Origin of the sequence: Paenibacillus shenyangensis (assembly GCF_000346635.1) — a bacterium.
GTDB classification, from domain to species: Bacteria; Bacillota; Bacilli; order Paenibacillales; family Paenibacillaceae; genus Saccharibacillus; species Saccharibacillus dauci.
The window spans coordinates 104,866-123,832 of record NZ_AOIG01000011.1; the positions used below are offsets into that span (position 1 = coordinate 104,866).

The following is an 18,967-nucleotide window of genomic DNA, read 5'->3' on the forward strand; positions in this document are numbered from 1 at the left end:
GATCATGGCAGCCTATGCGACCTTAGATGAATGCTGACTACTGAATGATAAAAGGAGAGACAACAGCATGGATGAAATGACACAGATGATGAAAGAACTCACCGAGACCGATGGAGTATCCGGTTTTGAACGAAGTGTTCGGGATAAAATGGCTGGTTATCTGGAGCCGTTGTCCGATGAAATTCTCAAGGATCGCCTGGGCAGCATTGTAGGTAAAAAAACAGGAAATGAAGGCGGACCCAAAGTACTGATCGCCGGACATCTGGATGAAATCGGATTTCTGGTGACTGGTATTACTTCCAAAGGATTTCTCAAATTTCAGCAGCTGGGCGGATGGTGGCCGCATTCAGTGATGTCCCAGCGTGTCAAAGTCAAGACGCGTAAAGGCGATTATATCGGTATCGTCGGCTCCAAGCCGCCGCATATCCTGGAAGCCGCCGAACGCGAGAAAGTCGTTCCACTTAAAAACATGTATATCGATATCGGTGCAAGAGATGCTGAAGATGCCAAAGTCATGGGCGTGCGCCCCGGCGACTGGATCGTACCGGTATCTGAATTCACCACAATGCGCGACGATGAACTCTGGGTTGGCAAAGCACTGGATAACCGTGCAGGTTGTGCGCTCGCTGTAGAAGTGATGAAGCGTCTGCAAGAGCAGCAGCATCCGAACGTATTGTACGCCGGTGCCACTGTACAGGAGGAAGTAGGCCTGCGTGGTGCTACAACAATTGCCAATCTGGTAGAACCGGATATTGCTTTTGCACTGGATGTAGGTGTAGCAAGCGATATGCCGGGTCAGGAATCCCAACCGTCACAGACCAGTGTAGGTGAAGGCCCGCTGATGCTGCTGTTCGATGCCAGCATGATTCCGCATAATGGTCTGCGTGATCTGGTTATGGACACAGCAGAAGAGCTGAATATTCCGCTACAGGTTGATGCGATCCCGGGAGGCGGAACCGATGGCGGCAAATTCCATATTAGCGGCAAAGGCTGTCCGACTCTATCCTTCGGCTTCCCAACGCGCTATATCCATACTCATAATGCAATTATGGCGAAAAAGGATTTTGATCAGGCAGCCACTCTGCTTACCGCAGTGATCCAGAAGCTGGACTGGGATTTGGTAAACGAGCTATTTGGCTAATGGGTTAGCTGTTTTGGCAGATATGTATCAAAGAAGAACATTCCACAGCATATGCAGTGGGATGTTCTTCTTTGTTTTATAAATGAAATCTCACTTTAGGGCAACGCTGTCGCATCCGTTATAATATCCTGCAAATCGCAAATCGCAAATCGCAAATCGCGTTACCAATGCCATTAAGCCTAACCTTTTACAGCCGCTGCATAAATTGCTGCATCCGTTCCAGTGCCTGCTCCAGCTTGGGAACCGAAGTGGCGTAGGAACAGCGGATAAATCCTTCACCGCTCTGGCCAAAAGCCGTTCCCGGTACCGCCAGCACGTTCATCTCCTTGAGCAGCTGCTCGGCGAACTGATCGGATGTCAGTCCGGTATGAGCGATAGAAGGGAAAGCATAAAATGCACCTTGGGGTTCATGGCAAGGAAGTCCGATCTGACGCAGCCCGGTCACAAACATGCGGCGGCGTTCATTGTACGATTCCATCATTCGATCCTTGGATTCCAGACCGTGTGGCTTCAACGATTCGATAGCGGCAATCTGGCCCAGAATAGGCGCGCACATCACCGTATATTGATGAATTTTGAGCATGGGCTCGATGAGCTGCTCTGGTCCGCATACATAGCCAATACGCCATCCGGTCATTGCGAATGCTTTGGAGAACCCGCTGATCAGCAGTGTACGTTCTTTCATACCCAGCATGGAGGCAAAGCTGACGTGCTTGGCTCCATAGGTCAGTTCGGCATAGATCTCATCGGAAAGGACAACCAGATCATACTTTTCCACCAGCTGTGCGATCGGCAGCCAATCGTCATAGCTCATAATACCGCCGGTCGGATTGCTCGGATAGCTGAGAATCAGCAGCTTGGAGCGAGGAGTGATCTTGGACTCCAGTTCGGCAGCCGTCAGCTTGAATCCATTATGGGCAGAGGTCTCAATCTCTACGGTTGTACCGCTGCACAGTCCGGTAATGGGAGAATAGGATACATAACAGGGAGAAGGAACCAGAATCTCATCGCCCGGATTGATCAATACCCGCAGTGCCAGATCAAGTGCTTCGCTGCTGCCGATCGTCACCATCATCTCGTGAACAGGATCATAGTCCAGCTGGTAGCTCGTATTCAGATAGCCGGCGATACTTTCACGCAGCTCGAGCAGACCGGCATTGGGTGTATACTCGGTACGCCCTTCTTCCAACGCGCGGATACAAGCTTCTCGTACTGCCCGTGGTGTTGTGAAGTCCGGTTCTCCAATCCCGAGAGAGATGATATCTTCCTGTCCGGAAGCATAGTCAAAAAATTTGCGTATCCCCGATGGGGGCATTTCCTGTACCAGCGAAGTAATCAGATTGCTTTTGGTCATTGAACTCATTGTAGTTCCTCCTCGGTGAGGCGTATCCGTCAGGGAGCGCCTTTTTTTATTGTTATTCTGGGTTGGATCATATCAAGTCATGGATGATTGAGTTGGGATTATCATGTAGAGCCTGTATTTTCGGAATTTGGGAAAACAAAAAGAGCCCGCCCCTGAAAAGGGACGAGCTCTGCCCGTGTTACCACCCTGGTTCCACTTCATGACAAAGCGGCACTCTGCAACGTATCCATCAATACGTGTTCCCGTTAACGCTGGAAATGCGGCAGTACCTACTGTAATGTTCAGCCTGCTTCTCGGGGATGGCTTCGGTTATATTCTGAACGTTGGCTTGCACCTTACCCAACTCTCTGTAGATCAGAATCATAACGTACTCTTTCCCGTCACGGAATGTATATATGCATCTATAAAACCAAAAGGTTAATGTTCAATCATGTCTATTCAGAACTCCGGAGATTATTCCGGCAATCCTGTTTGTTTCGACCGGTCAAAATCGTAGGCTCATTATAATCCAGCTTTTTGCAGATTGCAATAGATGAATTTTTGTAATTTATTCTTCTCAGATATAAAGTGCCCGGATAACAAGGTTACAGAGCATGTCTGATATTTGTTCAAGTATTTCTTTATTTTGTTCAATGATACCCAAAATCACATGTTGGTATTTCTGTATATTCTTCAATTTATTCTGTGTATTCTTCAATTTGTAAGCGCTATCTTTGACCTATGATGAAGAAGGATTTAGTTTTCCGATTTTACCCTGATGTCGCGGCATTCTGCATCTGTAAGGCTACTTCGATACGTCGTAATCAACCTACAAAACAGCCATGCCATTATAGAGCGTGGCGTAAAGGATGTACTTAAAATATCCGTACACGAAAAGGAGAGGAAGGAATGAACAAAAAAGCGAGGTCGGTATTCAGCATTATGGGCACGTCCATTTTATTGCTTTCGCTTATTCTGCCTTCAGTCAGTGTACCATCCAAAGCAAAGGCAGCAGAGTCAACAGCTGCTGCAGCGGTCACCCGTACAATCAGCATTGATCCGGACAAAGTTATGCATTCGGATTTCCTTGGCGTAGGCGTCAATATTATTCCAACGAATACGATGGATCTGGGTGCAAAATACGGTTATAACGATGCTTACTGGGCGATGGATGTGAACCGGATTCAGAAAATCCAGCCCAAGGTAGCCAGAGTATGGTTCCAGATTGACTGGATGGAGCCGAAGAAGGGACAGTACACGTTTGACAGTCCGAAGATGAAAGAATTCTACCGCTATCTGGATGCTCTTAAAGGCGCCGGTACGGAAGTGGAACTGAACTTTGGCTGGAAAGTCGGCCAGACGGTTCAGGACTGGTTTAACTTCCCGGATCTGAAAGACCCATACGTAAGCGCACCCACCGACCTCAATGCATATGCAGCTTCCGCCTCGGCTGCACTGAACGAATTGATTAACAAACGTGGTTATGACAACGTAAAATATATGACATTTTACAATGAATCCAATGGCAGCTGGGACTTTGAAGGTCCAGCTGATCAGAAAGCCTACTTTGCCGAGATGACACGTAAAGTCAGTGATCGTCTCCAAGCGGACGGACTGCGCGACCAAATCGAAATCTGGGGTCCGGAAGAATCCGGTGCACTGGACTGGATCAGCTACATGAAGCAGAATGCCGACAGCGTGTTTGATGCCTATACTTTTCACGTGTATGGAACCAGTTATGATGGGCTGAAAAGTGTAATCGATCAGCGGACCACTATAGCGGGTAACAAACCGGTTGTAATGACTGAATTCGGCTGGTCTGCCGATGATGCCAGCGGCTGGGATGCCGGGTTTGCCAACTCGATTATCCGTGCTGCAAATGATGGCCTCAAAGGTGCACTGATGTGGCAGATGAATGGCGCCTGGACATCCGATCCCGATGGAGATACGAACGGTACCTATACGATGTGGAGTTCATTGCCACTCGACCGGATGCCGCGGAAAACCTATTATTCTGCCGGCTTCCTGAATCGCTACATCCCGGAGCACAGTGATGTACTCGCTGTAGATACCGGAGGTGCCGACGATGTTCGTGCAGCTGCCTTTAAAGGCAAGGATGGCAACTACACTGTACTGGTAGAGTCCAAAGGCGGCGAAGCCAGAAATCTCAATATTAATTTCGGAGATAACACGATTGGTAAAACCTTTTACAAAATGACGTACCGTGACAATATGAAGGTGGACGCAAATGCGATACTTCCACAGGTAGAAAAAGCGTTTGCGGCGACGCGTTCCTTTACGGATAACGATAGTGATACAGCGTATCATTTTTCAATCTATACTACAGCCAAGCCTCAGACTCAGGTGGAAGTTACACCGATAGAGAAGACAATCACAGGAGCAAGTACACTGCAGATGCAGGCTCGTGTCATTGATGCGACGTACACTGGACAGACCGTTGTAACGGAGGATACGTACGCAGCAGAAGAGCGAGATGCTATGAACGCAGATGCTTCCACTACCCGGTCAACAGACAAAGAAGCAGCTAAATCTATAGACTCTGCAGAAGATTTTAATATCGTAAATACTGGGAGTGACAGCAATACACAAGATGATTCTGCAGCAGTCCAAGTAGCGCCTGCAACTGTAGAAACAGCTGAATCCGAAAATACAGTAAGCGAAGACACCTACGACGCAACAGATGACGAGGAACAGTCACTTGCCGCTGCGAATGGAGTGACATGGACCGTGCTCGGTACAAATAATGGAACGATCGACGCGAATGGTCTCTACAGAGCACCGGATATTGCTTCCGAGCGATTAGTAGCAATTAAGGCCAGCAGTGGCCAAGGAGTAGGTGCTTATGGAATAGCACTTATTAAAGTGATTCCGCGTTCTGTTCCGACACGGGTAGAGGCACCAACATTCAGTCTGAAACCAGGTATCTATGATTCGGCAGAAGCTGTATTTATCGAGACGAAGACACCGGGGGCACAAATTTACTACACGATGGATGGCAGCACACCAACTGCATCCTCCCGTCTGTATAAGCATGGTGCGATTCTGCCAAATGGTGGCAACCGGATGCTCAAAGCGATAGCGATCAAGCCGGGACTCGATAACTCCGGTATTACCGCAGCCCTGTATAAAACGAAGGATGTGGTGATTGGACCCGACAATTACGAATTCTGTATGTATGAAGGCAAAGTCTGCGACTTCACTGGTAAAGCCATGGTTGCTTATGGAGCAGACGGCATGTTCAAATACAAAGCATTTACAGACGGTGTGGAATGTACGGATGAATCATTCGGCGCCGATCCTGCGCCAGGAATAGACAAACGCTGCTTCTTCACCAATGATGTTCCGGATGAGACACCGGTAGTGACCATTTATAATGCAGGCTTTGAAAAGCCGGGTACGGCTACTACGCGTACAGGACCATTTACAAATGGCTGGATATTTGATTCCCGTTCAGGGGTCTCTACTAATGGAAGTCAGCTGGTCAGCAAAGACATCAAAGCCCCACAAGGGCTACAGGTTGGCTATCTCAAAACAGATGGCGGTGTGAACGGAACAATCAGCCAACAATTGAATTTCCCGGGAGGTACGTATGAATTGAGCTTTGATCTGGCGACACGTTCGGGGTATGGCATACAGACATTTGATGTGTATGTAGATAATCAGAAGGTCAGCTCATTCACAGCAGATTCCGTCAATTTCCAAAAGGTAACAAGTGCTCCCTTCACAGTTACTGCTGGCAAGCATAATGTCAAGTTTATCGCAACTTCGGCAGACCCTGCACTGCCTAAGCTAGATCGTACCGCTTTCTTGGACAGTCTCTTTATCCGTCCGGCCAACAGCTTGCCCGCTCAATTGAAAAATGGCGGATTCGAGACACCAGTTATTCCGGTCGACAGCAAAGCCAAAACCAAGCCGGGACCGTTCACCAGTGACTGGGTATTTGACAGCCGCTCCGGTGTTCAGGGCAATAATAGTGTACTCGGCAATGTAACTATACCGGAGGGTGCACAGAGTGCCTATCTTAAAACGGATAATGGAATCAACGGTACGATTACGCAAAAGCTAAAATTCCCGGAAGGCTCCTATACATTAAGCTTTAAGGCGGCTCAGCGTACTAATCTGCGGGGAACCCAGAAGTTCAATGTTATGCTGGATAATCAGGTGCTCGGCAGCTATACACCAGCTTCCGGTGCATATGAAGCCTTTACAATCAATGCATTTCCTGTGACAGCCGGCGAGCATACCCTCAAATTTGTAGCAACATCCACAACGGGTGATAATACGGCATTTATCGATGATGTGAAGCTTACTTCTGTTCAATAAGTGTTTCAACAATAAGGCAAAACAGAGCCGACGCGTCAATGGATCGGCTCTGTTTTGCTGATAGGATGGGGACGGCATACTTACAGTTGTTGCCCATGAATAGCAGGAATAAATAATGGTGCACATACCGGCTCATTATAACGGCATACTTACACAGAGAAGGAGGGGATCATCATGAATACCAGGCAGCTACTCAGCAAGGATCTATTGGATCGGCAAAGTTTTGAGGCGCGATATACACCATGGGATCATCCGGTTCAGCGGCTGGAAGCACGCCCTTTGAATACACAGGATAGCACTGATTACTGGCAACAGTTAACCGGTTCGCTGCAGACTGCACCGCAGATGCTGCTGGATGGAATATGGGAAATGGTAGAAGGTGGAACAGACGAGATGCGTTTGCAGGAAGATTGGGGTAATGCAATTCCCGTGCAGGTACCGGGCAGTATTCATCAAGCGCTGGTGGATGCCGGAATCATTGGCGATCCAGCTTTTGGCGAGAATGCAGATATCGCCAAGGTATACAGTCATAAGACCTGGTGGCATCGGTGCAGCTTCACTCTGAATCCGAATCGGAAATGGCAGCACCCAAAGCTGAATTTTGCTGGCGTATCACCAGCTTGTGAAGTGTGGCTGAATGGCCATTCGCTCGGTTATCATAATGGCGCATTCGGAGGACCTGCTTACGATATAAGTGCCATCGTTCAGAAGGAAAATACATTAATCGTCAAAGTCCATCCGGCACCACTCGGCAATGAATGGAATATATGGCATTCTACTGTCGTATTCAACTGCAATTACGGCTGGCATTATGTCAATTTGCCGGCAGTGGGTATCTGGCAAAGTGTGCGGATTGAAGGTGAACCGACTGTATCTATAGACAATCCCTATATTGCGGCCTTGAATGAAGACAATGCCATAGCAGGAAGGCTTGATCTGTCGATGACCCTGAGCAGCTCATCAGCGTACTGGGCAGGTACGCTCCATGGCGTGATCGAACCGGATAATTTTGCAGGTACAGCGGTATCCTTTAGCCAGGTTATTGATGCAGAGAACGTAGCTACTGACGAAGGGAGCCTGCATCTGCAGTTGCAAATACCGGACCATCAGTTGTGGTGGCCGATTGATATGGGTGAACAGCATCTGTACCGGTTGAAGTTGCTATACATTCCGGACAATACCAAGCAGCAGACAGCGGCACAAGCGGATATAGATCCTATGGATATTTCCACCGTATTAGCCGATAGCAAGGAACTGACTTTTGGCATTCGTGATATCCGGATGGACCCGCTGCCACAGGGTCAGCAGCCGGAGATGTATAACTGGACATTCACAGTAAACGGACAGCCCTTTTTTGCCAAGGGAACCGGTTGGTGTACCATGGATGCGCTGATGGATTTCCGCCGGGAGAAGTATGAGCATTTCCTTGCTCTGACGGCACAGCAGCATGTGAACTTTATGCGTGCCTGGGGAGGGGGGATGCCGGAGACGGATGATTTCTATGATCTCTGTGATCGTCTCGGTATTCTGATTATGCAGGAATGGCCGACTTGCTGGGGCAGTCATGCCAATCAGCCATATGATGCACTGGAAGAGACCGTAATCATCAATACACTGCGTCTACGCAATCACCCATCACTGATTATGTGGGGTGGAGGCAATGAGACAAGCAGTGAGCTGGATCATGAGTCCATGCAGATGATGGGGCGCTACAGTATCGAGCTGGATGGGACACGCCCATTTCATCGTACTGATCCGCTGGGCGGCAGTACGCATGATCATATCGTCTGGAATGGCTGGACACCGGCGTACAGCTTCGACTATTATGCAGGGCTGGACGATAGGATGCTGAGTGAATTTGGACTTGCTTCGTCTCCGAATATGGAATCGGTAAAACGGTATTTGCCGGAAGCCGAGCGCACGGTATGGCCGCCAGAACCGGGCAAAAGCTTTTATCATCATCTGCCGGCATTTGATACCCGGGACGAGATGCGCATTCTGTCCGAGTTTGCCGATTCGTTTGTTCCCTGTGATTCACTGGAGAATTTTGTTACCGGTACCCAGATGGCGCAGGTGGTCTCACTGCGGCACAAGATGGAGCGGGCGCGCTGCCACTGGCCGGAGCAGATTGGCGTGGTGACGTACAAATTAAATGACGTGTATCCCGGTGTCTCCTGGGCAACGATCGACTGGTATGGCGCGCCCAAGATGTCCCATTATTTTACCGCAGACGCGTATGCACCGCTGATGGTCTCTATTGTGTTCGACAAGCTGAACAGTCCGGAGCATCAGCAGTCGCTGCCCGTATATCTGCTGGATGACCGGAAGCAGTTAACCGGAGAATGGACAGCAGGAGTACGGGTATATGATGCGAATCTGCAAGTGATGTTGTCAGAGTCTTGGCAGGATAGTGGCAGTGGTGGGCAGGTACGCCAACTGGGACAAGTGGATATTCCGGCGTGTTCACTGGAAGAAGCGCCGCTGCTGGTCGTATCCGAGCTGATACAGGCAGGCAATGTGCTGAACCGTACCTTTTACTGGATAAATTTTGATGCAAGACAGGGTGTGCTGATGAATCTGCCGGATACAGAGCTGGATCTCCATATTCAACCGGATCAGGATAAGGAGAAGATAGAGCAGCAAGTAGAAGCAGAGCAGCATAATATAAAGCAGCATAAGCAGCATAAGCAGCATAAGCAGCAGAACGGAATGGAACAGGCAGCTGATTCCAACAGGCAACGTGGTAAAGTGGAGAGTCAGAGTCAATATCCGTATCAGGTGACTGTTACTAATCGGGGGAATTACCCGGCTGTAGCTGTAGAATTGTATCAGACTGTAGATTATCAGTTGGTTCCGGGAGAGGCAGAGTATCACGATGAACCTCCGTTCCTGGCAGAGGATAATTTTATCTGGCTGGACAGCGGTGAGAGTCGTACACTGCAGGTCAGCAGTATCCAAAATATAGCGGTACGCGCATGGAACAGCCGTTCATGATTAGGCGATCAGCCAATATGCCAATGAACTCATACGGGAAAGGCGGAGATATTCATGCACAGATCCGGACAACGATCTGCAAACGGCACTTCTGGCTACAACAAAAATACTGATTCCAAGATGTTAAATCAGCCTGTTCCGCAGTCTTTATCGCCTTCATACTCCGCTGCGACTGAGCAGAATCCGAACAGATCTTATTCTGATCAACATGCCGAACCATCAACCGAATCAATCTTCAGTCATCTGGTTGATCCGCCTGCTGTCTACCGGGCTATTCCATTCTGGTCGTGGAATGATCGGCTCGATCCGCAGGAGATTCGCAGACAGGTACGCGAGATGAAGCAGGCAGGACTGGGTGGATTCATCATGCATGCCCGTGCCGGACTCGAGACACCTTATATGGGCGAGGAATGGATGGAGTGTATTGCCGCTGGCATCGAGGAAGGACAGCAGCTGGGAATGCAAGTCTGGTGTTATGACGAAAATGGATGGCCGAGCGGTTTTGCCGATGGAGTCGTTCCCGAGCTGGGACTGGATTACCAGCAAAAATGGCTTCGAATGGAAAAAGTTGATCATACACCAGCACATTCCCTTGATCAACAGAGTGCTACAGCTGCACATCAAGCAGCTGACACGGAGAGTGAAGGGCATAACAAGTTGGATAACGAGAATCAGCAGCAGCCGGCAGCAGCAGAGGATGATGGTCGCACTATTGCCTGGTATAGATATGAGGATGGACGTTATATACAGATCTCTCATGAGCAGCAGAATCGGGCTGAGCTGAGATTATATTATGAAGTGAATCCGTATTATATCGATACGCTGAATGCCCATGTTGTAGGAGCATTTATTGAATCCACATACGAGAAATATGCTGACCGGTTCGCAGCGCATTTTGGCCAGTCGGTGTACGGTATATTTACCGATGAACCGCAGTACGGACGCAATCAGATACCATGGTCTTTTACCCTGGAAGAACAGTTCCGTGAGACCTATGACGAGGAGCTGCTGGGGATCCTGCCATTATTGTTTCTCGAAAAGGAGGGCTATGAATCGGCGCGGTACCATTTCTGGGAGTTGGTTACCCGTCTGTTCTCGCAGTCCTTTATGAAGCAGATTGGCGAATGGTGCGAAGAACATCAGCTGCGGCTAACTGGACATGTTGTGTGTGAAGATCATCTGACTGCACAGACCGGATCAGTAGGGGATGCCATGGCTTCCTATGCGTTCATGCAGACACCGGGAATAGACTGGCTCGGGCGGTTTATTAGCGATCCGCTGACACCGAAGCAGGCCAGTTCGGTAGCACGGCAGCTGGGACAGAAGTTTGTCTTGTCCGAGACATTTGGCTGCAGTGGTTGGAATGTATCCTTTGCCGATCTGAAGTGGATTGCCGAATGGCAGTATGTGCATGGGATTAACCTGATGTGTCAGCATCTGGAAGGCTATAGTTTGCGTGGTATTCGCAAGCGCGATTATCCGCCATCTCTTTATTATCAGCAGCCGTGGTGGGAAGAATATAGCCGGTTCAATGATTATTTTGGACGGTTATCGATGCTCTTATCAGAGAGCCGGCAGCATGCGGATATCTTGCTGCTGCACCCGATTCGTTCTTCCTGGATTGCCTATAATAATCGCACGAGTGAAGAGGGCGAGCAGATTCACCAGGATTTTGTACAGATTAGTGAATGGCTGGGCGCTATGCAGTACAGTCATGATTATGGATCGGAGAGCATCATTGCCGATCATGGGCAAATACAGGGCGAACAGTTTGTTATTGGCCAGGCGGCGTACCGGTTCGTTATTCTGCCGCCGATGATCACTATCGCAGCACATACACTGGAACTGCTGCAGGAATGGATCAACCAGGGAGGACAGGTGATTGCTCTGGGTACATTACCAACTATGGTCAATGGACAGCATGATGGGCGATTGGCTGAACTGGAATCCAGTATTTCCTGTCTGCCGCTGAATCGCGAGTCTCTCATCACTTACCTTGATCAGCATCTCCAGCCAGACATCATTATTCGGGATCTTGTCCCTGCTTCGGATCATTCCTCAGCTCGCCTGCAGCCGTCTCTCATCCCGGTTGCGCCAGAGGAGATACCGATACGAAGCCAGGTGAGTACACTGGGCGAATATACGCTGTATTATCTGGTCAATACAGACCGCACGGGTAGTTATAATACCGAGATGATATTATCCGGGTCAGGCGATTGGCAGCAGATCAATCTGGAAAATGGACAGATTACACCGCTTGCTGATCATTTCGAATATCAATCCGTCCAAACTAACGAGGAGGAAACATTCCGATCTGGTGAAAGTATCGTCGTCAGACTTTCCTTTGCCCCTGCGCAGTCGTATATGCTGCGTCACTATGCAGGACATATGGAGGGTACGGAACATCCTGCGCTATTACCTGACTCTACTCGAACAGACAAGACAGCCGATTTATCGGTTGCTTCGGTTTTGCGTACAGCTGATCAATGGCAGCTGATTCAGAGTGATCTGAACAGTCTGACCCTGGATACTTGCCGACTGCGTATCGAGGGAAGTGACTGGTCGGAAGTGCAGCCGGTCATTTTCCTGCAGGATCAGTTGGTGCGCTTGGGACATCCGGTAGAGATTGAAATGGAATTTACAGTAGAGGCACAGCCGGGAGATTACCTGAATAGGGACATGTATCTGATCATTGAGCAGCCCGATCAGTACAGAATCAGTATTAATGACCGTATACTAGACCAGCGAGAGCTTGGTTGGTGGAGGGATATCGCATTTCGCAAACTGGATATTACCAGCTATCTGAGAGCGGGACATAACCGGATTGTACTGGCACGGCATTTTGCCAATTCCGCCGAGACCTATGCGGCGGTAGCACGAGCACAGGTATTCGAATCCGAGAGTAACAAGCTGTTCTATGATACCGAGATCGAGAGCATCTATTTGCTCGGCAACTTTCATGTGCATAGTGATACTGGATATATACTATCGGATGATGGCGAGATTTATACCGATGGGCATTTCCGATTACAGGAGCCTGTGCATACAGTACAGAGTGGAGACCTGACGACCCAGGGGTTGAACTTTTATGCAGGTAATGTCCAGCTGCTTCAGCAGCTGATTGTACCGGAGCTGGATTCCGGGCAGCAGCTCTGGATGCGCTTTGAACGACCGGATGCCGTGCTGTCCCGGCTGTGGCTGAATGGGCAGGAAGTGCATACTTTTATGTGGGCTCCTTATGCAATAGAGATTACCGACTATATCCGGACTGGCGATAACGAATTGATGATTGAGCTCATGTCCAGCTGTCGTAATCTGCTTGGTCCCCATCATCATGTACGCGGCGAACTGACCATGGTAGGCCCGGACAGCTTCAAGGATAAGCCGAGCTGGACAGATGGAGATCATCCGGAAGAACATATCTATACCGATCGTTACTGTCTGACTCCTTTTGGACTCAAAGGTCATGTAGAGGTCATCCTGTATACGTAGCACAAATAGGCTGGATATGGAACCTTATACGCTGCCTGACAACCGGCAACAATGACAATTATGAAATGACAAAACGCCAGAAATAATCTTCATGAAGCTGCAAGTATCGACCATACCGTTCGCTATGCAGAGAAGCTTTCCATTCCAATCCCGAAAGGATGATTCCCAGTGACCTCCTATCCATCTCTGCCTCGTCTGCAGATCAGTACCAATCAGCGATTTTTGATCACCGAGGAAGGGGTGCCTTTTTTCTGGCTGGCGGATACAGCCTGGGAGCTGCTGCACCGACTGGATCGGGAGGAGATGCAGCACTACCTGTATACCCGTGCCAAACAGGGATTCAATGTGATCCAGACTGTTGCACTGGCCGAGCTGGATGGCCTGCATACACCCAATGCCTATGGTCGTGTACCTTTGCAAAAAGATTCCTCAGGTCTCCCCGACCCGCTGCAGCCGGATCTGGATGGAGAGTATTCTTACTGGCATCATGTCGATGAGATGATCCGGATGGCTGCTTCAATGGGGATGTATACGGCCTTGCTGCCAACATGGGGAGACAAGTTCTATCGGATGTGGGGCAAGGGGCCGGAGATTTTCACACCGGATAATGCATTTGTATATGGCAAATGGCTGGGTGAACGTTACCGTGATGTTCCCTCGTTAATCTGGGTGCTGGGAGGAGATCGTCCGCTGCAGACTCGCCGTCATTTTGAGATGATCCGGCAGATGGCACTTGGTATCAGGGAAGGGGATCAGGACAGGCATCTGATGACCTTTCATCCCAAAGGCGGTGTATCGTCATCGCTGTATGTGCATGAGGAGTCATGGCTGGATTTTAATATGGTTCAATCCAGTCATAGTGCCGGAGTACGCAATAACTATCGCCTGATCCAGGCAGATTATCATCTCGATCCCGTCAAACCTACACTGGATGCCGAGCCATGTTACGAAGATATTCCGATCGATTTCAACCCTGACAATGGTTACTTTGACGAAGCTGATGTAAGGCAGGCTGCCTATTATGCCGTATTCAGCGGCGCAGCAGGTCATACCTATGGTCATCATTCGGTCTGGGCTATGGCGGATGGAATGTACAGCTCTGTTGATATGGAGCAGCAGGGAGCTTTCTTTATAATGTCATGGCAGGATGCCCTGCAGCGTCCAGGAGCCGGGCAAATGAAGTATCTTCATCAGCTGATGACAAGTGTAAACCTTCTAACTGCGCATCCTGCCGGGCATCTTTTGGAAGCACCTCTATCGGGAGCCAATACACCGATGGCAATTAAAGGGGATGATTACATATTCATCTACTGTCCTCAGGGTCTGTATGTTAAAGTTAGATTGGGAGCGCTTCCAAATTATGATCTGACTGCCAGATGGTATTGTCCGCGTACCGGACAGCATCAGGGTGCAGAGCAGGTAGAGAATATCGATACCCGGCTATTTACTGCCCCTTCCAGCGGCAGGGGCAATGACTGGGTATTGTGCCTATACTCGGGAATCAAGGAGTGACATATGGATGTATACGGTGATGATAGTAGAGGATGAGATGCTGGTACGAATCGGACTCAAAAATTCAGTCGACTGGAACAAATTTAATATGAAAGTAATTGCCGATCTGCCGGATGGGCAGAGCGCATGGGAGACTTACATGCAGGACAAGCCGGACCTGATTATCACTGATATACGCATGCCCCGGATGGACGGCATGGAACTGATTGCCCGAATCAGGGAGGAAGACAAGCAGACCCGTATTGTCGTCCTGTCCTGTCTGGAAGAATTCGACCTAGCCCGCAGGGCGATGTCGCTGGGTGTATCCGGTTATATTCTCAAACTGACGATGACCGAAGAAGAGATTGAGAGTGTACTATCCGGTATTCAGCATGAATGGAACGAACAGCAGCTAGCGACAAGTGAGCGTACCAGTGGATCGCTGCTGCCTGCCAACCTGGAACTGATCAAGGAGAAATTTCTCAAGGATTTTCTGTTGTATGGCATTTATTCATCGGAGGAATGGGAACGGTTTGTTGTACAGAGTGAGATGCAACTGTCACCGGTAAGAATCGTTGCCTGTACAATCGAGGTCGATAACTACTCTCGTCTCAAGCAGAAGTTTAAGGACGAACATGGACATCTGATCAAAATGACCCTGCTTAATATACTGAATGAAATCACATCGTCTGTGAAACGGGGCGAGGGCTTCTATGTAGATGAGACTCATTATTTGCTGCTGCTGAGCTTTGAGGATGTATTATCCGAACAGGCGATCCGCCAGCAGATTGCCCATATTCTTCAGCGGGTACAGGAAGTGATTCGTACCTACTTCAGTAGTTCGGTATCTGTTGGCATCAGCCAAATGGGTAACGCATACAAAAGTCTGCCGGGACTGTATCATGAGTCCTGCCAGGTGCTGAGTCATAAATTCTGGACAGGTACCGGACTTCATCATATACGCGGTGAACAGATTGATCTTCTGCCTATAGAGAATCAGCTGGAGCAGATCCGGCAGTATGCGCCTGTACGTGAATTGCTGTCCCCTCTGCGTCAGGAACGGTATGAAGATTATATTCGCATTCTGCGCAGCCATTTGCAGGATGATCGCAAATCGATCCAGCATCTGCTGTTCCAGTTTATCCAGTGGGTTAGTACCAGTCTGTATGATCACCATCAAAATGAGAAGACGTTGTTGTTCAATATTACCGATCAGTTGGAGCAGTGTGATACCTTGCCCGAGATGCTGGATCAGGTGATGGAATATCTGTCCGAAGTAGTGGAGTATTCACGGAACCTGCTGTATATGAGTAATGAGATTGCCAGAGCACTTCAGTATATCAAGCAGAATTACGCCCAGAATATCAGTCTTCAGCAGGTCGCTGATCATGTGAACCTGAGCTTTGGATATTTGAGCAATCTGTTCAAAAAAGAGCTGCAGATTACGTTTATCGATTATCTGAACCGGTACCGGATCGAACGGGCCAAAGAGCTACTGATCGGTACCAATCTCAAATCATATGATATCGCTGTACAGGTGGGATTCTCTCCAGAGTATACGTATTTCAGCAAAGTATTCAAAAAGGTCACCGGTCTGAATCCGAATGAATACCGTAGACAGTGGCTCAGCAGTGCAGGCACGGGCGGTGGGGCAGGAGCGAATCAGAGCCTATGAGAGGATGGCGTCGTTCCGGCAAGACCGGCAAAATTCAGCATCTGGGTACCCAGCTGATCGTCTTTTTTATGGCGGTCAGCATTATTGTATTCTCCCTCGCTACCTATCTGCTCTATACTTTTATGCTCGGGCTGATCAAGGAACAGAATGAAAAACTGCTGTACCAGCAGTTCCAGCAGATCGATCATAATATACACAACTTGATCAGCGATGTAGATCGTTTATCCAAGCTGTTCCTGCTGGATAACGATGTGCAGAGCTATATCCAGAGCAATGCTACCCGTTCCCAGCTGGAGAATATCGACTTGAAAAAAGATATTTACGGACGGATCGCCAACTTTATCAGCAATTACAGCTATATTCACTCCATCTATATTATCTCGGACGCCAACGGGGCACTCGGTGGAGATGCGACCCGGACATTGGTACACTCTGATCGCGCCTGGACAGACAGCTTTTTCCAGTCACAGGGATATGAACGCGCCAAGCAGTCTTTTCCGAATCTGACGGTAGAGGGTGGAATGACCGAATCCTACTATAATCCGTATATTAGTGGCGAGCAGGACGGCAGGCTGATCAGCCTGATCCGGGGTGTGCGCGCACTGTATGATTCACAGACCAGTGCGACGCTGATCTTCAATATGGATGAGCAGTATCTGGCTTCGACCTACTCGGCATCATTGGATATGGCGGAAGGCAATATGTATATCGTCAATGCAGACGGACAGATTATCTCCGGCAGCAGCCCGGAAAGTGTAGGTCAGCAGAGTCCTTACCTGCCTCCGGCTCATGATACAGCTGCATTTGGCAGCTATGATGCGGTCAAGAATGGAGACCCGATTCAGATTGTCTACTACAAACTGCAGGACAGCGACTGGTATATGATGCGTGAAGTGCCGCTGGGGCTATTCTCCCAGCAGATCTTCTCGGTACAGCGGATTATGCTGCTGGTATTCGGTCTTAGTATTCTGGTTATTTTTGGCGTATCGTATTTCTCGCTGCGCCGGATGATCCGTCCACTGCATCTGCTTGCCCACAAGATGCGTGATGTGAGCAAAGGCGAGCTGGGTGTAACCTTCACCGATATTCCCAATAATGAGTTCGGTACTGTTATGCGCAGATTCAACGAAATGTCGCTTAGTATCGTTGAGCTGCTGCGCCATAACAATGAGATTCAGGAGAACAAGCGCAAGCTGGAGATCGAAGCGCTGCAGTATCAGATTAATCCGCATTTTCTGTATAACACGCTCAATATGATCCGCTGGATGGCCTCCATGGTCAAAGCGGACAATATCGTCAACAGTGTGGTTGCTCTGGGCAATATCCTGCGCCCGGTCTTCGCCAGCAAGGACAGCATGTGCACACTGCGTGATGAACTGAACTATCTGGAAAATTATATCAAAATTATTAACCTTCGCTTCAACAGCACGATCCAGTTTGAATTCGATGTCGAGCCGGATATGCTGAATTATCGGATTCCGCGTTTTATTTTGCAGCCGGTTATCGAGAACTCGATCAAGTTCGGCAGGGAAGAAGGAGAAGGAATCGAGATCAGTATCGAAGTACACGAAGATGGACAGGATCTCTGGATCTCGGTTATCGATTCGGGCGCAGGCTTTGATCCACAGCGGCGTGAGCAGCTCAATGCACGGCTGGCTGCTGGTGAGAGCTATGAGCCGCCTGATCACAGTCATCCCGATCGTCCGGAATCGGATACCGGTACAGGAGTTGGATTGTACAACGTGAACAAGCGGATTCAGCTTTATTTTGGTCAGGGATATGGTCTGCACGTGCCGCAGGTACCTATGGGCGCGGAAGTCACCATCCGACTACCCAAAATGGTCGAATCTGCTCAGCAGGACGGCTTGAACGACTATCGTCCTGCTGAATAATTGACGATCAACAGTAATTGCTCGGCCATATAATCCGGTGAAGCTTCAAACTCATGCTGCGCCCAGTTCATAATCAATCCCCAGATCGCGTACGCCTGATAGCTGGCGAACAGTTCGGGATGGATCGAACTGGGCTGCTTATTGTCTGCATAAGGAGAAGAACTAACCTGATTCATTCCCTGGAGACAAAGACGCTGCAGCTGACTGCATATACGTTGCTGAAAGCCGGACATGGAATGCGAATGAATAATGAGCCGGTAAAAGCTGCGGTGTGCAGCCACATGATCAAAAATAGTAATAGCTGAAGATACCAATTCACTCACATCCAGATAATTATTGCCTCCGTAAGGTTCCATATAGGAATCGGTCAGATCCTGAAGTACCTCTTCGATCAATTCGTCCAGCAGATCTTCCTTGTACATATAGTGTTTGTAAAAGGTACCACGGTTCACATCGGCTGCGTTGACAATATCGGTGATCGTAATAGCACGAAAATCTTGCTGTTCCAGTAATTGCAGCAAGGCCTGGTGAAAAGCCTGCTTGGTTTTGCGAATACGACGATCCATAAGAGATGCTCCTTTCAACACATGCAAAGT

General features: G+C 49.0%; 9 protein-coding genes and 1 other annotated feature. Of the genes, 7 read left to right on the forward strand and 2 right to left on the reverse strand.

Annotated features, from left to right (window positions below; all coding sequences use genetic code 11):
• Positions 1-67 precede the first annotated feature (67 nt).
• Positions 68-1,141, forward strand: coding sequence for a M42 family metallopeptidase (locus H065_RS0110385; RefSeq protein ID WP_017812989.1), 1,074 nt, complete (start codon positions 68-70; stop codon positions 1,139-1,141).
• Between the two features lie 187 nt (positions 1,142-1,328).
• On the opposite strand, the gene H065_RS0110390 is transcribed toward H065_RS0110385, so the two are convergent.
• Positions 1,329-2,504 carry an aminotransferase class I/II-fold pyridoxal phosphate-dependent enzyme gene (locus H065_RS0110390; protein WP_017812990.1) on the reverse strand — a complete coding sequence of 392 codons (1,176 nt, stop codon included), beginning with the start codon at positions 2,502-2,504 and terminating at the stop codon, positions 1,329-1,331.
• A gap of 155 nt (positions 2,505-2,659) precedes the next feature.
• Positions 2,660-2,897 (reverse strand) — a binding site (T-box leader).
• A 495-nt stretch (positions 2,898-3,392) separates the two neighbouring features.
• Between H065_RS0110390 and H065_RS0110395 the strand changes: the two genes are divergently transcribed.
• The 6 genes from H065_RS0110395 (at position 3,393) to H065_RS0110420 (ending at position 18,371) form a co-directional block, all read left to right on the forward strand.
• On the forward strand, positions 3,393-6,827 hold the full coding sequence (locus H065_RS0110395; protein WP_017812991.1) for a chitobiase/beta-hexosaminidase C-terminal domain-containing protein: 3,435 nt from the start codon (positions 3,393-3,395) through the stop codon (positions 6,825-6,827).
• Between the two features lie 174 nt (positions 6,828-7,001).
• On the forward strand, positions 7,002-9,821 hold the full coding sequence (locus tag H065_RS25725) for a glycoside hydrolase family 2 protein (RefSeq protein WP_017812992.1): 2,820 nt from the start codon (positions 7,002-7,004) through the stop codon (positions 9,819-9,821).
• Between the two features lie 54 nt (positions 9,822-9,875).
• Positions 9,876-13,313 carry a glycosyl hydrolase gene (locus H065_RS0110405; protein ID WP_017812993.1) on the forward strand — a complete coding sequence of 1,146 codons (3,438 nt, stop codon included), beginning with the start codon at positions 9,876-9,878 and terminating at the stop codon, positions 13,311-13,313.
• A gap of 168 nt (positions 13,314-13,481) precedes the next feature.
• Positions 13,482-14,825 (forward strand): glycoside hydrolase family 140 protein, encoded by a 1,344-nt coding sequence (locus H065_RS0110410; RefSeq protein ID WP_017812994.1) that lies wholly within the window; start codon positions 13,482-13,484, stop codon positions 14,823-14,825.
• Positions 14,826-14,832: 7 nt separating this feature from the next.
• Positions 14,833-16,479, forward strand: a complete 1,647-nt coding sequence (locus H065_RS0110415) for a response regulator transcription factor (RefSeq protein WP_017812995.1) — start codon at positions 14,833-14,835, stop codon at positions 16,477-16,479.
• Positions 16,476-18,371, forward strand: coding sequence for a cache domain-containing sensor histidine kinase (locus H065_RS0110420; protein ID WP_017812996.1), 1,896 nt, complete (start codon positions 16,476-16,478; stop codon positions 18,369-18,371). Before H065_RS0110415 ends, H065_RS0110420 begins: the two co-directional genes overlap by 4 nt.
• Here H065_RS0110420 and H065_RS0110425 read toward each other — a convergent pair.
• Entirely contained in the window at positions 18,353-18,937 is a 585-nt protein-coding gene (locus H065_RS0110425) for a TetR/AcrR family transcriptional regulator (protein ID WP_017812997.1), read from the reverse strand. The genes H065_RS0110420 and H065_RS0110425 overlap by 19 nt on opposite strands.
• Between the last annotated feature and the right edge of the window lie 30 nt (positions 18,938-18,967).